We start from the raw sequence: 17,163 nt of genomic DNA, 5'->3' as shown, positions 1-17,163 counted from the left end.
GGTCAGCCCTTCGTTTCCGCGGTGCCGCGCTTGCGCGACCATTTCCAGGGCGCGGGGCCGAGGCCGATGGTCCAGGCCAGCGGTCGCGCCTTCTCGAAGGCCATGGCCAGGCCGAAGGCGCAGGGCAGGGCCACCGCATAGCGCAGCAGCACCAGCAGCGTCGGCGTCAAAAGATCGGCCAGCCCGGTCTTCGCCACGGCGATGTCGAACAGGTCGATCACCGCCGGATGCACCAGGTAGACGCCGAAGGTGTATTTCGCCAGCTGCGACCAGCGCGGCGACCAGTCGGCGAACTGCCCGCCCATGAACAGCGCGAACATGAAGATCGGCATCAGGAAATGGCCGTAGTAGTCCCAGCCGGTGCGGATCCCCCAGTGTCCCTCGAAGAGGGCGGTGCCGAAGAAGGGCAGGGTGGCGATATAGGCCATCGAGGCGAAGTAGAGCGCGCCGCGCCGGATCAGCTTCGACTCGCCGCGCGGGATGCCGTCGCTCCACAGAGAATAGAGCGCGAAGGCGGCAAAGCCGTAGCCGACGTAGCCCCAGACCTTTGTGATGCGCACCAGATATTCGCGGGTCAGCGAAGTGAGGTCGAGCGACCACAGCCAGCTTTGCACGTGGTCCATGGCGCCCAGGGTCGCAAACAGCAGCACCCCCATCATCGGGTACCGCCAGGCCAGGCGCATCACCGGGAAGAACAGGAAGATGGCAAAGAGCGTGGGCAGGAAGTGCATGTGGTACTGCGACTTGCCCAGCAGGAAGAAGGAGACCCAGACCCGCGTCTGGCTCAGCTGGTCGAGATACCAGTCCTCGTAGTCGAAGGCATAGGCCTTCACCAACCGGAAGAGGGCATAGAAGAACGTCCAGAAGACGAAGGGCACCAGCAGCCGTTCGGCCTGGGTCATGATCGCCTGGCGGTAGGGCGGGCGGTGCCGGTCCACCCGCATGGCCATCAGGAACAGCGAGAAGAAGAAGAACATCTCCGAGCCGGAGAATTCTCCGAGCGAGCGCAGGAAGACCGGCACCGCCCGTTCCGCCACGGAGGCGTCCGGGAAGGGCTGGCCGCTGAAGTCGGTGGTCGAATGGATCAGCACCACGCCGATCGCGGCGCAGACACGATTGGCGTCAAACCACAGAAGCCTCGGTTTGCCGCTCGCGCTGCTCATCACTGCCCCCAGGGAACACGGCAGGCCTGCGGCAGGATGTACCGCGGCTCAGGCTTGGCAAAGCTCTGTTCCGTCGTGCCGCATTCAGTGGCGCCCAGGCCGTAGGGGCCGTTGACGGGGCGACAGAACTGGAACTCCTCGGCGGTGACGGCGGGTTTCGGCTGCGGGAGGTCCTCGCAGGCGCAGCAGGTCAGTTCTACCACCTGGGTTTCCGGCAGGCACTTGTTGGCGCGGATATCGGTGCCGGCCCAGGCGGTGTCCCAGTAGCTGGTGTTGTCATTGGCATACTGCAGCACGGGTCCCTGCGCCTTGTAAAGGAGGGCGGCCAGGATGATGCCGTTGTTGTTGGCGGTCTGAAGCGGGATGAAGCCGTTGCCGTTCTCGTAGAGGCCTTCGTAGAACCCACCCTCGGCCTCCGAGAGGTCGGCCACGGTTTCGAAAAGCAGATCGGTATACTCGTCCTCCCACAGCGCCCACATGCCGATGGCCGCCTTGGCGGCGACGGCGGCGCGGTCGGGCTGGTAGGTGTCCGACGGATCCAGGGTGTTCCAGGCGTAGCCGTCGGCAAAGATGCTGTCGTAGACGAAATAGGGCTGGCCATCGACCTGGTGTTCGGAGCGCGCGGTGATCACGCCCGTCGCCTCGAAGCGGCGCTTCTGCACCTCGAAGATGCGATGCGCGAACTCGGCGCGCCACCCGTGGCTGGCGTTGCCCGGTCCGGCGGGGTCGGCCACCGGCAGGTCCCAGCCCAGCTCGATGCCGTCCAGCAGGTAGCTTTCGGTCAGCACGTAGTTCTGGTTGTGGAAGACGCGCGGGTCGCGGCCGTCATAGGGGATGTCGATGTCGTAGATCCGGGTGTAGTTCAGCGGCTGCGGATCCAGCGCCGCGGTCACGTCGAAGCCCCAGAGGGCGAAGCCCTTGGCGGCATATTCCTCGTAGCCCAGCCGGCCTTCCTGCACATAGCGCGTCTCGCCGTCGCCTCGCACCAGAGACCCGAAAAGGCGCCCGTCATCGTTGACGATATTGCAGTAGTTCCAGCGCATCGGCACGTTGTCGACGCCGTTGGCCAGGTAGGGATAGCGTTCCTTCAGGATCCGCAGCCAGACCAGCATGCGGCCCATGTCGAGCACGGAATAACCGATCTCGCCGGGCTGGTTGGCATAGTTCACCTTCTCGCCGGTCTGGGTGTTGTAGACCTTGTTGGGCGCCTCGCCGCGGAACAGATCCAGGTTGCGCAGGGTGCGGATCAGCTTGGTCGCGCGGGTGTCGAAGGTGCGCTTGTCGATGATGCCCAGCTCGTAGGCCGCGACCAGGCCGCTGATGTAGGAAGCGGTATCCCAGAGCGTCGTCGAGGGATAGGAGCCGACGGCGTTCACCAGCCCGGTTTCCGGCTGATAACGCTCGACGAAATAGGACCAGGCGGTGCGCGCCATCTCCATCTCGCGCTCCGTCAGCTCGCCCTGGCGACCAAAGGGGCGGGGATGCGTCTCAACCGGCTCCGAAGGCGCCTCGGCAGATGTCAGCGGGGCCAGGCTCTGGGGCAGGGCGGTGCCGCTTTCCTGCGCCGAGGCGGGACCGGCGCCCAGGCCGAGGGCCAGCGTGGCGCAGGCGAGGGACAGCAGGGGAAGCATCGGGCGCGTGGAGGGACGCGTCAGGCGCATTTCGAGTTCCTTTTCTCTTCGGCGAGGTCGGCAACCTCGTCGCGCATCAGGCGGACCTGGTCGAGCAGCGACTGCACCAGCTCGGGCGCATCGGCGCGGGCGTCGGGCAGCGTTTCCAGAAGGCGGCAATGGTTGGTCATCTTTCCGCACCCGAGCGTGGAGGCGATCCCGACCAGCGAATGGAAGGAGCGGTACAGCAGCACATCGTCGCGCGCCTCGCCCTCGGCGCTCTGCTGCGCCTCCAGCGTGGAGATATGGCGCGACAGGTCAGAGACGGTGGCCTTCAGGATGCCCTTCACGGTGTCAGCGCCGAAATCGTGATCCATCTCGACCAGTTTCTCGTTCAGGGCCTCGGCATCGCAGAACTCCGACGCCCGGCCAGCGACGGGCGCTCCGCCGTCGTTGTCGCCTGCGCTGCGCGCGCGCCCAAGTGATCCCGTCGTGACGTCCTCATCACCCGGCGAAGGCAGCTCGATCCCGTCCTCGGCGCCGCTTTTCTGCAGCGCGAACTGCTTCCAGCGGTCCAGGGCGCGTTCCAGCTCGTGCTTCAGGATCGGCTTGGTCAGCACCTCGTTGAAGCCTGCGTTCATGTAAAAGCCGATCTGGTCGTCGCCGGCATGGGCCGTCAGCGCCAAGATCGGGATGGCGCTGACATCGGTGGGCAGGGCGCGAATGCGTTGCGTGGCCGTGGGGCCGTCCATCACCGGCATCGACACGTCCATCAGCACCAGATCGTAATCAAATTTCTGCACCGCCTCGACCGCCTCGGCGCCGTTGACCACCAGATCGACGTTCTGTCCGAGGCGTTCCAGCATGGAGCGGGCGACCAGCTGGTTGGTGCTGTTGTCCTCGGCCACGAGGATCCGCATGCGCGGCACGTCGAGGCTCTCGGCCGCAGGCTCTTCCGGGCCGCGTTCCAGGGCATTCTCGGCCGGCTCGACCGGCAGGTCCAGCCAGAAGGTCGAGCCTTCGCCCTCGGTGCTGTCGAAGCCCATTGTGCCGGACATCAGTTCGGCCAGGCTCTGGCTGATCGACAGGCCCAGCCCGGTGCCCATGCGGCGGTTGTTGCCCGAGGCGCCGAGCTGTTCGAAACGGCCGAAGACGCGCGAGTGGTATTCCTGCGGGATGCCGGCGCCCGTGTCCTCGACCCGGAAGCGCAGGCGGAGCGGTTCGCCGCCCGTCTGCGGCAGGGCCGAGACGTAAAGCATCACATGGCCGCTGTCGGTGAACTTGATGGCGTTGCTGACGAGGTTCGACAGGATCTGCCGGATCCGTCCGCTGTCGGCGCGGATCCAGGGCGGGATGCCCGCGTCGATCCGGCTGTCCAGCACGATCCGCTTCTCAGACGCACGCTGCGCGTAGAGGTGGATCACGCTGCGCACCATGCTGTTCAGCTCGAAGGATTCCTCTTCGATCTGCAGGCGGCCCGCCTCGATCTTCGAGGCGTCCAGAATGTCGTTGAGGATCACCAGCAGGGAGTTGGCGGAGTTGCGCGCGATCTGCACCTGTTCGCGCTGCGCGTCGTCCAGCTGTGTTTCGTTCAGCGCGCCCAGCATGCCCAGCACCCCGTTCATCGGCGTGCGCAACTCGTGGCTGATGACGGCCAGGAATTCGCTCTTGGACGCATTGGCATGTTCGGCAGCGGCCACTGCGTCATGCAGCTCCGCCTCGCGTTTCACGTCCTCGGTGACGTCCCGGATCACCCCCGACAGGGTGTCGGGTTCACCATCGGCATCATGGGTGACCTCCAGCTCGATCCGGGCGTGGATCACCTCGCCGTTGCTGCGGGCCAGGCGCAGGGACAGACGGCTGTGGTTTGGGTCCTGGGCGGGCTCGGCGGCGCGCATCTTCTTCAGCGCGGCGCGGTAGGCGGGCAGATCCTCGTCGCAGATCAGGGTCGACAGCGACACAGGCCCCTCCGCCGGATCGCGCCCGATCAGCGCATAGAGACTGTCCGACCAGGTGATCTTGCCATCCTTCAGGGTCTTGCGCATCCAGCTGAGGTCGGCCACGCGCAGCGCGCCGGCCAGGTTGCTCTCGCTCTTGCGCAGCTCGGCCTGCCGCTCCAGCTCCTCGGTCACGTCGCGGATGGTCGAGATCATGTAGAGCGGCCGGCCGTCGCGATCGGCCTTCAGCTCCGACAGCGCGGAGACATCCATGATCCGACCGTCACGACTTTGCACGCGATAGACGATTTCCCGCCGGGCGGGCTTGCCGGTCTCGGCCGAGACCTTCAGCGCGCGTTCCTCGCTGGACACCACCCGGTCGACATACTCCGGCAGCAGCATGCCGGTGAACTGGGTGCCGGTCATGCGCCCGCCGGGTTCCAGCCCGAGGAGCCGGGCGTATTCGTCGCTCCAGACCACCTCGTCGCGGACGAAATCCCAGCGGACCGTCCCGATATGGGCGATCCGCTGCGCCTCCTGCAGATCCTGGGCCACCTGCGCCAGCCGCCGACCGCGGGCGCGGTAGGCATAGCCCTGCAGCAGGAGCGCGGCAATTGCCAGCACCACCGACAGGAGGGCAACAGGGTATCCGGGTTCGATCAGCAGGTTCATCATGTGTCGAGGTCCGGGTGAAAGAGAAGCTCCAGACGGTTGTGGCCGGGGGCGGGCTCGAAGGTCAGGTCATCGACGCAATGCCGGATCAGCGACAGGCCGCGACCGCTTTCGGCCATCAGGTCGATCGCATCGGGGCTGGCGACATCTTCGTAGAGATCCTCGGGGCCCTGGGCGCCGGCGTCAATGATCTCGATCAGCAGCCCGCGCGGACTGTCCGACAGTGTGACCTTGATCGGCTGATCGGGCGCCGCACTGCCTTCCACCGACACCAGACCGTGACGCACCGCATTGGTCAGCGCCTCCGACAGGGCGATCTCGAAGGTGGCCAGCTTCATTTCCGACAGGGCGTGCCCCGCAGCCTCCTTCAGGGAGGTCACGGCCATGTCCACCTCGGACAATTCCGGGCGCATCTCCAGCGACAGAAGCGGCACTAGGCGTTTTCTCTCAATGCACGCAACGCCGCCTCGGCGGTGTCATAGCTGGAAAAGACACGGTCCATGCGGGTAATGCGGAACATCTGGCTGACATTGTCCGACAGGCCGGAAACGACGATCTCGCCGCGGTGGCCGATCCGCTTCAGCAGGCCGACCAGCGCCCCGATGCCGGAGGAATCGACGAAATCGACCTTGCTGAGGTCGATGACAAGGCGGCTGGTGCCGGCCTCGATCAGGCCCAGGACGTCGTCCTTGAAGGAGGTGGCGTTGGCGGCGGTCAGCCGGTCGGTGCCGGGCTCGACGATGCCCAGGCCGTCCGCGGCATCACCGTGAAACTTGATCATTCTGTTGGGTCCTTTCGCACACGAGGATGGTCAGATCGTCTTGCAGGGTGCGGCCGTTGCGCCAGCGGGTCAGGGCCTCGACCATCTTGCCGGGAATGGTGCCGGGCCGGGTCGCGGCCTCTTCCAGCACCCCCCGGAACCGGGCCTCGCCAAAAGCCTCGCCGGTCAGGCTTTCGGCCTCGGTGGCGCCGTCGGAATAGACGACCAGGGTTTCTCCACTGTCGAGCTGGTCACACCGGTTCTCGAAGGTGGCCATGTCCAGCAGCGCGACGGGGAATCCGCCGTCGCCGATCTGGCGGGTCACGCCGGTCGGGCCGATCGCGACCGGGGAGGGGGCCCCGGCCTGACAGTAGTGCAGTCGGCCGCTCTTCTGTTCGAGGATACCACAGAACATGGTGAAATACTCGGTGCTATCCTGGCGGAAGAAGCGTTCGTTCAGGGTTGCCACCAGGGCCGCGGGATTCGGCGCGCCGGTGTCGTCGAAGGCGCGGCGGCGGAAGTATTCAGCGGTCAGCAGGTGCCCCAGGGCCACGGACAGCAGCGAGGCATGCACGCCGTGGCCGGCCACGTCGATGGCGTAGAAGCCGATGTAGCCCGGCGCGACCTGGTAATAGGCGAACATGTCACCCGACAGGATGTTCGAGGGCATGAAGGCGGAATGGAAGCTGCAGTCGCCGACGCGCGCCTCGGGCGCGGGCAGCATGCGGCGTTGTGCGTTGGCGGCGGCCCGCAGGTCCGCCTCGATCTGCTCCTTGGCCTCCGCCAGCACGCGATTGCGTTCGGCCAGCAGCATCTCATGGCGCAGCAGACGGTCGGCCGAGCGGATGCGCGCGGTCAGGCTGGCGCGGTCCAGCGGCTTGGCCATGAAATCGTCCACCCCTGCCTCCAGCGCGCGCTCGCGCTCCGCGCTCTGGCTCTGGCTGGTGACCATGATGATGTGCACGTAGTGATCGGTCTTGTCCTCGCGCACGCTGCGGGCCAGTTCGTGACCGTCCAGGCCAGGCATGTTGAGATCGCACAGCAGGATTCGCGCGCCCAGCTGGCGCACCAGATCCAGCGCCGCCGCGCCATCCTCGGCCTCGTAGGGGTCATAACCCAGCTTCCGCAGCAGCGCGGACGCATGGGCGCGCTGCAGGGCATCATCATCTGCGACCACCACTTTCAGCGGCGGAACCAGGATCGGATCGGTCATGGTCAATGGCATTCTGCGCACTGGCCTCACTCTGGGTCGAAAACAGGCGACCGTGGGGCCGCCGCGAACTCTCTGAACTGGTGCTCACTATTGTGTCAGAAGATGGCGATTTTTGGACCCGGGCGCCGGTTAATTCTGCTCTTTCAATGGCAAGGGCCGTCGTTTTCCGACCCGTCGTCCGCCGCGAGACTGCGAGGAGGGGTCTGGCCGCATGCCGCGACTCCCTGGCGTCTTCCGCCGAGTCGCGAGAGGGACCCCAAAAGCGGTGCGTTGGCGCTGTTCTGACCCATCCGGGCAGGAAGGAGGCGCCGTGCCACGGCCCCGGGTAGCCCGGTCGGGTGAGGCGTCTCCCCATCGGGTTACACCCTTCGGGCAATGCCGCATCCCGGCCTCCCCGAAACGGGCGATGCCCGTCACGTCAATTGCTGGCGGCTGATCCGGAAAAGTAAGTTGGTTTCGAGGCTTAGACCTCAACTCGACGGTTCGGCCGACGGCGACGCCGGTCGGGCGAAAGTGAAACCAGCAGGAGGAATTGAAATGAGACTTTTCGTTATCTTGGCATCTGCCGCCGCCCTGGCCGGGGGTAGCGCCTCGGCACAGGTCGTGCTGGGCACCGGGTCCTGGTCGGGCTCCGAAAGCGGGGTGATCGCATCGGGTGGTTCGGGCGCGGGGACCTTCGGTGGTCTCGCCGGGGCGACCAACAGCACCTCGATGGAACTGGCCAGCGCTGGCACCGCGGAAGGCTACACGGTTCTCGGACCGGGCGGCGCGATTTCCGGCTCGTCGTCCTCGACCGCCACGGTCGGCGGGGTCGAGAACACCTCGACCGCCGGCGTCTTCGGCTTCGGTGCGGCAGGCGCCACCGGTGGCTACAGCCTCGGCAACGGCAGCAGCAGCGGCGCCTTCGGCGGCCTTGGCATCATGTTCTAGGACCTGATGCCAGAGCCCGGTCCCGTGTCCCATCGGATCGGGCTGGCCGGAGCAGCTATCCGAACGTACTGCTCCGGCCTCAACCCAGACCTCTGCGTTCGGGGAGGAGAAACCCATGTTCAATGATATCCAGAAAGTACCCGCCAAGTTGCTGGCCACTGCTGCCGGCGCCCTCTTCGTCTCGGCCATGCTGGCCACGACCGCCGCCGGCCAGAGCGCCAGCAGCGGATCGAGCTCCAGTTCGTCCAGCTCCGCCCAGGTGTCGACCAGCTCGACGTCCTCGGCCGCGGGCGGCCATTCCAACGCCCAGATCTACCTCGATCAGCGGACCCCGGGGGAGATCACCACCAATCATCGCTACGGCGGGTCCTACACCGTGCGCAACGCGCCGGCCGTGCAGCCGCCCTCGATGGGCTCGGGGCATCCCTGTTCGCTGTCCTCCAGCGTCGGCATCTCGCTGATCGGCGGCGGGGCGGCCGGGGGCAACTCCCGCGTGGACGAGGCCTGCCTGCTGGCGCAGATGGGCCAGGGTCAGGCGGCGCTGATCATGATCGCGCGGCGTGATTCCGAGGCCTGCCAGGCCCTGCGGCAGGTCGGCACCCTTCCGCCCAACAGTGTCTGTACCGCCAACGAGCGGCGGCAGGCCACCCAGGTTCAGCGGGCGGCCTTCGCGGCCACGACGACGCCGCGACGCGCCACCACTCAGGCACCGCGCCCGCTGTCGAGCTATGTGACGTGCTCTCGTCGTGACGACGGGGTGATCCTTGCGCGCAAGCTGCGCGGCACCCCGTTCAACGATGAACAGGTGGCTGACTACTGTCGCTCGACGATGCAGTGATCGTCCCCCCATCACTGCATCGGTCCTGCCCCGGAAGTCCCGACCGGGGCAGGACTTTTTCCAGTGTCATCGCGCCGGTTTCGCCGGCGCGATGGCGCATGAAACGCGCCGTCGCATCGGGCCGCAGGGCCGCAGGTGACAGGGCCCGGGCGTAGTGATCCCGCAGGGCGGCGGACAGGTTGCGGAAGTAGCGTGCGAAGGAGGGGACGGCCATCAGGTGGCGCGGCATGGCCACCACCATCGCCTGGGAGGTCAGGCCGGTCTCGTAGAAGGCGACGGTGTCGTGGATGCGTTCCGGCAGGTTGGCCCGCAGCGTCATCGAGACATGGCAGGTGGCCAGGCCCGCGGCGACGATCTCGACCGCGCCAACGTGCAGGTCGCTGACATAGGAGGGCGCGGCGTCGGGCAACCGGGTCCTGTACCAGTTGGCACCGACGTCGGACCATTCGTGCGGGGCCCTTACCACGACACGTTTCTGCAGCGCCGGCGGCAGGTCCCGCGCCCCGGCGTCGCCTGACAGCACCGCGCGCACCAGCCCTGGGTCGATCGAGCGTGGCACCGCCCAGACGATCTGATCCGTGTAGATCTCTTCTGACATCAGCGAGCGCGTCTGCCTCAGCTCCTCGGTCATGGCCAGCAGGCCGATCCTGGCCTTGCGAATGGCAAGGTAGTCGAGCAGCTCGGCGCTGGACGGGGCCAGGCTGACCGAGACCTCGGAGAAGCCGGGGATGGCGCGCGCCACCGCTGCCGCGATCCCCAGCGACCGCCCGGCATGGGAAGGGATCGTCGCGAAGCTCATCGTGTAGCCTTCATGGCCGAAGATCTCGCCGTGGCGGGTCCGGCCTTCCTCCAGTTCAGTCAACACGCTGCTGGCGGTGCGCGCCCAAAGCTCGCCGGCCCCGGTCAGGACACCGGGATGCCCCTGGTCGCGGCTGACCAGTTCGGAGCCGAGCGCGGTTTCCAGTTTGGCGAGCTGCGCGGAGATGGTGGGCTGGGTCAGGCCGAGAAGCTTGGCGGCCTTGCGGATTGAACCGGCGGTGGCGATCCCGTCGAGCACCTCCAGCTGGCGAATGGTAATCGGTTTCGAACCTGTCATGTCACAGCTCCGGAAAAATACGGTCCCCGCTGGACGCTTCTTTCCCGACCTCGGGTGTCCGACGGATCTCAGGCAATTATTGAAGCTAATCATGAAGTTCGACGTTCGCGCCAGACCGGATTCCGGTCAGCTGCCGTGCGGCGCCGCCGCATTTCTCGCGCCGCAGGGCAGCATCCCGGCGGCTGTGGGGCGGGCGTGCGGCGGGGGTTCAGCTGTTGGAGGGGGAGGGCGCCTGTGCCGAGGCGTGGCCGTCGCCGGCGCCCTCGTGCAGGAAACGGATGGCCGCTTCGGTGCGGTTGCTGACCCCCAGCTTGCCCATGATCCGGTGGATATGCAGTTTCACCGTATGGGCCGAGACGGATAGGTCGCGGGCGATGACCTTGTTGGGCCGGCCCGCCGCCACGAGGCGCAGAACCTCCTGTTCTCGCGGCGTCAGGGCGGTGAAGGCCTCGGCCGAGGCGTGGTCACCCTCTCCCCCGGCGTCCGGGGGTGTCGCGCCCTCTGCATAGGGGGGCGTGAGGTCGAACGCGCAGGACGGCAGATAGTGTTCGCCACAGTCCAGCAGTCGCAGCAGCTGGATCCAGGCCGTCAGGTGCAGGTTCATCGGCAGGATGCTGACGCGGTGCTGCACCAGGTTGTGCCCGTCGCTGCGGACAAGTTTGGCCGCCCCCAGGGAGGTGCGCGCGGCCAGGGCCAGCCGGGTGTCCTCCATCTCCGTCGGACGCCGTCGGAGCAGCAGGAACAGGTCGTCGACCTGCCGTTCATCCACCACCAGCAAACGCGTCGGCGGGGGCGGGGCGGTCGGGTGATCCAGCACGGTCAGCGCCCAGGTGTTGAGCTGCGGGTATCTGGTCGCGTGAATGCCGGCAAACTCGGTGTCGATCGTGCGTAGAACCACGTCCGAAAACAGCGTGCCGGAGCCGATGAAGGTGAAATGACTCAGGTCGCCCGTGCCGGTGCCGTGGCTCTGCGGCGTAGAACCGCTCTCCGTTCCTCCCGGTGCACTCATAGGATCCCCCTTTCCTGGCGCATGAGGTGATGTGCGAGAGCCCGGTGCAGATGCGGGCGGTCACCTCTTCTGATCGGCCTCGACGCTAGCCAGAAATCGCCGTCGCGTTAATCTATTCACAAGAAAGGTTTTTCCTATCACCTCGGGCGCATTTCTGCCGCGCCTTGGCGTCAGTTGGCCATTGGCTGACTGCGATCAAGATCGCCGCAGCACGGCTTTCGGGGCGGGCCACGGGCGGCCTGCGGCGGGACCGGGCGTGCCTCTGTTGGTCATCTGCGGAGGCGTCAGCCCCCGTCCCGCTCGGCCAGGGCGTTTTCCAGCAGGGCGATCGTCTTGTCGTAGGAATTGCGCGACTTGGGAAAGAGGTCGCGCTGCTCGCGGTAGAAGGCCAGCCACCGTTCCAGCGTGTCCAGCGGGTAGGTGTTGCCCCATGTCTCCAGGTTCAGGGTGAAGGTGCCCGCGGCCCGGTCGATCTCGCATGTATTCTCGCTCATGGGCGCCTTCTGCCGCGCCTCTCGGGGAGGCTCAAGAGCGATTGTCGCGGGACGCCGCGATCCTGCCTGCCGCCCGCGGCAGGGGCGCGGGAGCGGGGGGCTTCCATGGGAGGTGGACCGTATCCCGCTGACCTTGCCGTCGTGCTGCGCTGCGTCATGAAAAACAGGGGCGGATGTGATAGACCGCTTGCACCGGGCCAAGAGAGGCCCGCAGAGAGGAGGACCCATGCAACCGATCAACGCATCCCAGCAGGCGAGCGCGCTCTACCGTGCGCACGGCCCGGCCGCCGAGGCGAAGGTCGCGGAAAAGATCCGTGCCTGCGAAGCGTCCGGCGAAACGGACCAGGCCCGCGACTGGCAGCGGATCCGCGACGCGATCCGCGAGTTGAAGCACTGACAAGAGCCTGTCGTGACCCGGGGTGGGGTCTGGTTCCCCGTCCCGGGCGTCTTCGCCACAGTCTGCGACTGGGGTGAGAGGCCAACGTGGGCAGGTGCCGCTCTGCGGCCGGATGGCCACCCTGCGGTTGCCGGGGGGCACGCGGCGATTTGATGTCTTGTAGGCCCGAGCGGCCCGCAAGGCTGCGCAACGCTGGGATCATATCGCCAAGATCCACTCGGTCCGAGCGGCTGATCCGGCCGACTATTCTGCGGCGTTGGGGGGCAGCCGATCCTGCCTTTGGGAGGTTGATCGACGGCCAGGGCCTGTCATTCTTGGAGCAGGCGCCCCAATGAAGTGCGCGCCTCAGTCACCGGGATGTCTTCAGAAAGCCCAATCATGAAGTCGTCCCAGGTAAGTGCCTCTGAATTCGGGTTCAATTGCGTGGGACGCGCTGTCTCGTTGTTCTCGTGAGGGAGTTTCGTGGAGGTCATGGGGTGTGTTTCCTAGCGATGTCCTGGAGCGCCGCCTGCTCTTGGATCTTGTTTACAGGGCAAATGGGGGCGCCTTGAGGGACCGCGAAAGGCGCCGGGTCGCGCCTTCCTACGAAAGCTCCGCAGTAACGAACCCGGCAGAGCGCGCCGCCACTATGAAAGCCTGTCTGGCCTCCACGACCGAACCCATGCAGTCCATGGCGTCCTCGATCCGGTCCAGAGCCTTTCGGTGCGTCGTGTCGCTGGTCGGCCATTTGCGGCGTAGCCAGTGGTGAGCGGTTTCGATTGTTCCGACACGGGCGACGCTGTGGCCGTTCGTGTCGATGAGGGCGAAGGGTTCGCCCCAGGGAATATCCATCATTTTCGTATCCTAGTATCTGCCGGAAGCAGCGGTTTCCTCAGCTGCAGTCCGGGGACGCTGCAATGGCGCCTGTATTCGTGTCTGGTCTCGCGCAGTGAGCGATAGATCGGCCAACGGGGCACAGCCCGTCCGGTAATGCCCGGGCAGGCCTCGCCCGGACGGGCGAGCCGCTGCGGTGGACCTGGTGGGTCAGCCGTCCGAAGGCTCCTCGGACCCGCTCTCGCCGGTCGGGGCGTCGTCTTGGGACGCGGCAGGCGCCGTGGGGAATCTTCGATACCCGAACGTCTTGGCGCCGGGCCGCTTCTTCGCGGGCGTGCTGAGGAACTCCTTGAGATCCAACTGCTTCTTTGGCTGTGAATAGCCCATGGTGATCCTCCCTGATCCGTTGTGTCGGTGGTGCCTCGCGCCATCGGCCGCCGCCTGGGGCGGCCACGAAGAGCTGCACCGGGGCGCCGTCGGACTGGGTCCGAGATGGGCGCTCCGGGCAGGCCGTGTCGCAAGAGGTATTGGAACTGATCTCGTGCGGGCCCTTGGCGGGCCGCAGGGGATCAGGTGTTATCGTCCCGCCCTAGCGCGCGGCGGGCGGCACTGAGGCGCGCGATCTTGTCCGCGCGCTGCTCAGCTTCTTCTGTCAGCAAGCGCTTGGCGCTGGCCGAAATCTTGTCGAGCTGCGTCTCGGACCGCGCATCGGCCTTCTTGGTGGGCGACAATGGTTTGCCACCATTGCCGCCCTGTTCGGGAACGCCGTTGAGGATATCGTCCAGAGTTGGCTTCACACCAGCTCCAGCGATCCGGCGGATTCGCGGCCATCGCGGCCGGCCTCGAGCGTGTAGCTCACCTTCTTGCCTTCGGGCAGATCGGACAGACCTGCGCGTTCAACCGCGGAGATGTGCACGAAGATGTCTTTCCCGCCGTCGTCGGGCTGAATGAACCCGAAGCCTTTGGTGGTGTTGAACCATTTCACGGTGCCTTGAGCCATGTCGGTCTCCTCCTGATGTCTGCTGCCCGCGATATGCGGCAGCCCGGCAAAGTCGATCCAAGTCGATCAACCGAAACCGTTTCAGGCAGCAGAATGTCGAAGAGAAAAGCGTAAGCTAAACTCACATGGTCCTTGCGGACCGGGTTTACAAGGCAGCGTCGGATCATTGCCGAATTCAGGCGCCATCTCCTCTGCCGCGATCACCCGGCATGATGCTGCATCGAGTCCCGGAAATCGTGGTTCACTTCTCCAGAAATTCACTGAAAGGGGCGTGCGCTGCGTGATGCACATCTGTCCGGTGTAGTCGCCCCTTGGGGCGACGCCGGTCAGGCTGCCGGAACGGGCCAAGCATTGTGGAACGACCGCTTTGATCTTAGAGGTTGTCCCCGTTAATTAAGGGGGGCGCCGATGATCAGCTCGCAAACCGCGGAGCACTACAAGTGGGGTGAGGATTGCGATGGCTGGATCCTGGCCTCGGGCAGCGACCTGCTCATCATCGAAGAGCGCATGCCGGCGAACACGAAAGAAGTTCGCCACTATCATGCGAAAGCGCGGCAGTTCTTCTACGTCCTCTCCGGGTCCTTGACGATGGAGCTGGACGGGGTGAGCCAGACCGTTCCCGCGCGAAGCGGCATCAACGTCCCTGCAAATTCCCCTCATCAGGCCCGGAACGACAGCGAGTCCGAAGTCATCTTCCTGGTGGTCTCAACGCCGACCTCCCGGGGCGATAGGCACGACGCGCCGGCCCTGTAAGCGCGGCTGAGTGAATGGCACCTGGGCCAGTTTCGGCTGCCCCGGGCGTCGATCCCGGGGCAGTCGTTTGCCTTACAGGAAGGTCAGGCCGAGCGAGATCACGATGCCGCTCAGCACCAGGTGCAGAGTGCAGAAGCCCATGATGTCCTTCGCCTTCAGGCCGGCGATCCCGAGGATCGGCAAGGCCCAGAAGGGCTGCACCATGTTCGTCCAGGCATCGCCCCAGGCCACGGCCATCGCCGCGCGGGCCGGATCGACGCCCAGTTCGGCCGCCGCGGGCAGGATCACCGGGGCCTGCACGGCCCACTGTCCGCCGCCCGATGGCACGAAGAAGTTCACCACGCCGGCGCTGAGGAAGGACCAGAGGGGCAGGGTGGCCTCGGACGCGAGAGAGACCATGCCCGAGGAGATCGACTCGGCCAGCCCAGAGTCGACCATGATCGCCATGATGCCGGCATAGAAGGGGAACTGGATGACGATCCCGGCGCCGCCCTTGATGCCATCGTTGAGGCTGGCCAGCAGGTTGCGTGGGGTGCCGTGCAGGATGATCGCCATGAAGAGGAACAGGAAGTTGACGATATTGAGCGTCAGCGTCCCGTCGTTGATAAAATAGTCGAACAGGAAGGCGAAGCCCGAGAGGCCAATCAGCCAGGTCAGGATCCGGCTGCCTTCCAGCCGCTCGGCCGGGGTGTCGCCCTTCGCCACCGGGGGCTCGGATTCGGTCAGCAGCTCGGGATCGACATAGACGCTTTCATCCGGCTTCGGCAGCATCATGCGGTTCAGCAGTGGCACGACGATGAAGAGGCACAGGACGATCGCCAGGTTGAAGAAGGAGAAGATCGTCTGGTCGGTTCCAATGACGCCGATCATGCTCTCGAACGGGTGTCCCTCGGTCGCGATGGCCAGCGGCACGGAACCCGCCAGCCCGCCATGCCAGACGATGAAGCCGGAGTAGGCGGAGGCCACCAGCAGCCTGTAGTCGACCTTCACCTTGCGCGCGACCTCCTTGGCGAAGAGGGCGCCGACGACCAGGCCGAAGCCCCAGTTGAGCCAGCTTGCCGCCAGGGCGGTGTAGGTGACCAGCAGGATCGCCGCGCCCGGCGAACTGGCGAGGCCGGCCAGTTTCTGCAGGCCGCCTTTCACCAGGGGCGTGGAAGCCATCATGAAGCCGGTAACCAGGACCAGCAGCATCTGCATGGCAAAGGCCAGCAGCCCCCAGAAGCCGCCGCCCCACATCTCGACCACGGCGACGGGGCTCTGTTGCTCGAAGACCATCGCCGCGACCATGACGATCAGGGTCAGGATGACGACAAAGATATAGGGGTCGGGCAGCCAGCGCTCGACCAGGCGCACCAGCGGGCGCGACACGGCATTCAGCATGGGGAATCCTCCAATCCGTCAGACTTGGGGCCGCGGTGCGGCCTCCTCCTAAGAGTCGAATTGTGTTGTGCAACACCGATGGCAAGAGCTGCGTCGATCGTAATGCGCACTAGCTGCCTGTATCAGTTTGTTTTTAGGTGACGCACTTGACTTGATGCCAGGCCAATCGGAAGCGCAGTCATTTTGATGGCGGCCTACGGATCTTGCGGCTTGCATGTAAGACAAGCTAGTTCGGTCTTAGGTTTCGGACGCCTACGCGTTCAATGGCCCTTGGCGTGACCGGAAGAATGGATGCTCAGTGTTCCATTGGGCTAGGGCACGCCACCGGTTCGCCAGTCCAGCTGCGAGTACTTTCTTCTCAAATGTGCTTTTCCGGTCAAGGGCACTGGTTTCGTCAGTGATATGGGTCTGCGTGGAGATGCCAGCTGAACAATCAGCGGCGTGGCCTCATCCCGACGATCTGCACCGGCCACACGGCCGGCGTGAAGATGGGCGACACGGCGAGGCCGGAGGAATGCCGGGAGATCTTCCTGGCTGAGGTGGTCGCCTTCGAGACGCGGATCCGACCCCGCCAGCCGGCGCAGCTGCCGGACCAGACGCGAGCCGCCTTCGTCTCGGCCGCCTACAATATCGGGGCAGGGGCTTTCTGCGGCTCCTCGATGTTCCGGCGCACCCAGGTGGGCGGCCCATGCGCCCTGGAACCTGCGGCGCGACCTGAAGACCAATGCGACCTGGGAGGCCGAATGCCCCGCTACTTCGTGACCATGAGCAACGAGGCCCACGGCTACTACTACCCGCCGCGCGAGGTGCCCTTCGAGGCGCCCGACGCCCGGGCTGCGCGCGAGGCTGCCCAGGACTGCGACCATATCGCCGAGATCCACTCGGTTCGCGCGGCCGATCCGGCCGAGCTGGAGGACTAGGGTCAGGACTCATAGCCAGTAAATAACGAGGGCTGCGAGGGCGATGGCTGACAGGAAGCCTTTCGGGCATCTGTCGTATCGGGTCGCCACACGCCGCCAATCCTTCAGCCTGCCGAACATGATCTCGATCCGATTGCGGCGTTTGTAGCGGCGCTTGTCGTATTTGACCGCATTGTTC

The 17,163-nt window shown here is 65.8% G+C and carries 21 protein-coding genes; 5 read left to right on the top strand and 16 right to left on the bottom strand.

Annotated elements, in window-relative coordinates; all coding sequences use genetic code 11:
* Positions 1 to 2 precede the first annotated feature (2 nt).
* The 6 genes from LC066_RS20925 to LC066_RS20900 are packed head-to-tail and all read right to left on the bottom strand — an operon-like array spanning position 3 to position 7,355.
* Positions 3 to 1,163 carry an acyltransferase gene (locus tag LC066_RS20925; protein WP_222479419.1) on the bottom strand — a complete coding sequence of 387 codons (1,161 nt, stop codon included), beginning with the start codon at positions 1,161 to 1,163 and terminating at the stop codon, positions 3 to 5.
* Positions 1,163 to 2,824, bottom strand: a complete 1,662-nt coding sequence (locus LC066_RS20920; RefSeq protein ID WP_224903358.1) for a DUF3131 domain-containing protein — start codon at positions 2,822 to 2,824, stop codon at positions 1,163 to 1,165. Before LC066_RS20920 ends, LC066_RS20925 begins: the two co-directional genes overlap by 1 nt.
* Positions 2,815 to 5,385 carry a PAS domain-containing hybrid sensor histidine kinase/response regulator gene (locus LC066_RS20915; protein WP_224903355.1) on the bottom strand — a complete coding sequence of 857 codons (2,571 nt, stop codon included), beginning with the start codon at positions 5,383 to 5,385 and terminating at the stop codon, positions 2,815 to 2,817. The genes LC066_RS20920 and LC066_RS20915 overlap by 10 nt, the downstream gene beginning before the upstream one ends.
* Positions 5,382 to 5,816, bottom strand: a complete 435-nt coding sequence (locus LC066_RS20910) for an ATP-binding protein (protein WP_222479413.1) — start codon at positions 5,814 to 5,816, stop codon at positions 5,382 to 5,384. The genes LC066_RS20915 and LC066_RS20910 overlap by 4 nt, the downstream gene beginning before the upstream one ends.
* Positions 5,816 to 6,163 (bottom strand): STAS domain-containing protein, encoded by a 348-nt coding sequence (locus LC066_RS20905; RefSeq protein ID WP_222479411.1) that lies wholly within the window; start codon positions 6,161 to 6,163, stop codon positions 5,816 to 5,818. The genes LC066_RS20910 and LC066_RS20905 overlap by 1 nt, the downstream gene beginning before the upstream one ends.
* A complete protein-coding gene (locus LC066_RS20900; RefSeq protein ID WP_224903352.1) occupies positions 6,144 to 7,355 on the bottom strand; it encodes a PP2C family protein-serine/threonine phosphatase in 1,212 nt (403 codons plus the stop codon). Before LC066_RS20900 ends, LC066_RS20905 begins: the two co-directional genes overlap by 20 nt.
* A 537-nt stretch (positions 7,356 to 7,892) precedes the next feature.
* Between LC066_RS20900 and LC066_RS20895 the strand changes: the two genes are divergently transcribed.
* Both LC066_RS20895 and LC066_RS20890 read left to right on the top strand, forming a co-directional pair.
* Positions 7,893 to 8,285 (top strand): hypothetical protein, encoded by a 393-nt coding sequence (locus LC066_RS20895; RefSeq protein ID WP_224903349.1) that lies wholly within the window; start codon positions 7,893 to 7,895, stop codon positions 8,283 to 8,285.
* Between the two features lie 115 nt (positions 8,286 to 8,400).
* Complete coding sequence (locus LC066_RS20890; RefSeq protein WP_222479405.1) at positions 8,401 to 9,123, top strand: hypothetical protein; 723 nt, start codon at positions 8,401 to 8,403, stop codon at positions 9,121 to 9,123.
* On the opposite strand, the gene LC066_RS20885 is transcribed toward LC066_RS20890, so the two are convergent.
* The 3 genes from LC066_RS20885 to LC066_RS20875 all read right to left on the bottom strand — a co-directional run bounded on the left by LC066_RS20885 (position 9,077) and on the right by LC066_RS20875 (position 11,722).
* Positions 9,077 to 10,219 (bottom strand): LysR family transcriptional regulator, encoded by a 1,143-nt coding sequence (locus LC066_RS20885; protein WP_224903346.1) that lies wholly within the window; start codon positions 10,217 to 10,219, stop codon positions 9,077 to 9,079. The two genes, LC066_RS20890 and LC066_RS20885, sit on opposite strands and share 47 nt — an antisense overlap.
* Positions 10,220 to 10,427: 208 nt before the next feature.
* Positions 10,428 to 11,228, bottom strand: coding sequence for a helix-turn-helix transcriptional regulator (locus LC066_RS20880; protein WP_224903343.1), 801 nt, complete (start codon positions 11,226 to 11,228; stop codon positions 10,428 to 10,430).
* Positions 11,229 to 11,512: 284 nt separating this feature from the next.
* Positions 11,513 to 11,722, bottom strand: a complete 210-nt coding sequence (locus tag LC066_RS20875) for a hypothetical protein (RefSeq protein ID WP_222479399.1) — start codon at positions 11,720 to 11,722, stop codon at positions 11,513 to 11,515.
* Between the two features lie 226 nt (positions 11,723 to 11,948).
* Here LC066_RS20875 and LC066_RS20870 point away from each other — a divergent pair, with 226 nt between their 5' ends.
* A complete protein-coding gene (locus tag LC066_RS20870) occupies positions 11,949 to 12,119 on the top strand; it encodes a hypothetical protein (protein WP_222479397.1) in 171 nt (56 codons plus the stop codon).
* A 308-nt stretch (positions 12,120 to 12,427) separates the two neighbouring features.
* Here the strand turns inward: LC066_RS20870 and LC066_RS20865 are convergent, their stop codons facing one another.
* The 5 genes from LC066_RS20865 to LC066_RS20845 form a co-directional block, all read right to left on the bottom strand.
* Positions 12,428 to 12,592, bottom strand: coding sequence for a hypothetical protein (locus LC066_RS20865; RefSeq protein WP_224903340.1), 165 nt, complete (start codon positions 12,590 to 12,592; stop codon positions 12,428 to 12,430).
* 109 nt (positions 12,593 to 12,701) lie between these two features.
* Positions 12,702 to 12,953, bottom strand: coding sequence for a DUF982 domain-containing protein (locus tag LC066_RS20860; protein ID WP_224903337.1), 252 nt, complete (start codon positions 12,951 to 12,953; stop codon positions 12,702 to 12,704).
* A 189-nt stretch (positions 12,954 to 13,142) separates the two neighbouring features.
* On the bottom strand, positions 13,143 to 13,319 hold the full coding sequence (locus LC066_RS20855; protein ID WP_224903334.1) for a hypothetical protein: 177 nt from the start codon (positions 13,317 to 13,319) through the stop codon (positions 13,143 to 13,145).
* 182 nt (positions 13,320 to 13,501) lie between these two features.
* A complete protein-coding gene (locus tag LC066_RS20850) occupies positions 13,502 to 13,729 on the bottom strand; it encodes a hypothetical protein (protein ID WP_224903331.1) in 228 nt (75 codons plus the stop codon).
* Positions 13,726 to 13,932 carry a cold-shock protein gene (locus LC066_RS20845; protein ID WP_085888236.1) on the bottom strand — a complete coding sequence of 69 codons (207 nt, stop codon included), beginning with the start codon at positions 13,930 to 13,932 and terminating at the stop codon, positions 13,726 to 13,728. Before LC066_RS20845 ends, LC066_RS20850 begins: the two co-directional genes overlap by 4 nt.
* A gap of 408 nt (positions 13,933 to 14,340) precedes the next feature.
* Between LC066_RS20845 and LC066_RS20840 the strand changes: the two genes are divergently transcribed.
* The gene (locus LC066_RS20840; protein ID WP_224903329.1) at positions 14,341 to 14,685 is read left to right on the top strand and encodes a cupin domain-containing protein; all 345 of its coding nucleotides are present in this window, start codon (positions 14,341 to 14,343) and stop codon (positions 14,683 to 14,685) included.
* 72 nt (positions 14,686 to 14,757) lie between these two features.
* Here the strand turns inward: LC066_RS20840 and LC066_RS20835 are convergent, their stop codons facing one another.
* Positions 14,758 to 16,065, bottom strand: coding sequence for a short-chain fatty acid transporter (locus tag LC066_RS20835; RefSeq protein ID WP_224903326.1), 1,308 nt, complete (start codon positions 16,063 to 16,065; stop codon positions 14,758 to 14,760).
* A gap of 425 nt (positions 16,066 to 16,490) precedes the next feature.
* Here LC066_RS20835 and LC066_RS20830 point away from each other — a divergent pair, with 425 nt between their 5' ends.
* Entirely contained in the window at positions 16,491 to 16,985 is a 495-nt protein-coding gene (locus LC066_RS20830; protein ID WP_263625223.1) for a glycoside hydrolase family protein, read from the top strand.
* Positions 16,986 to 16,994: 9 nt separating this feature from the next.
* On the opposite strand, the gene LC066_RS20825 is transcribed toward LC066_RS20830, so the two are convergent.
* Positions 16,995 to 17,163 (bottom strand): transposase (locus LC066_RS20825; protein ID WP_224903405.1); only part of this gene is annotated, 169 nt, incomplete at its 5' end.

It is taken from the genome of Pseudooceanicola marinus (assembly GCF_020177265.1).
Classification (GTDB): domain Bacteria; phylum Pseudomonadota; class Alphaproteobacteria; order Rhodobacterales; family Rhodobacteraceae; genus Pseudooceanicola; species Pseudooceanicola marinus_A.
The sequence above is the reverse complement of the archived record's forward strand: the minus strand, read 5'-3'. Positions and strand labels throughout refer to the sequence as shown.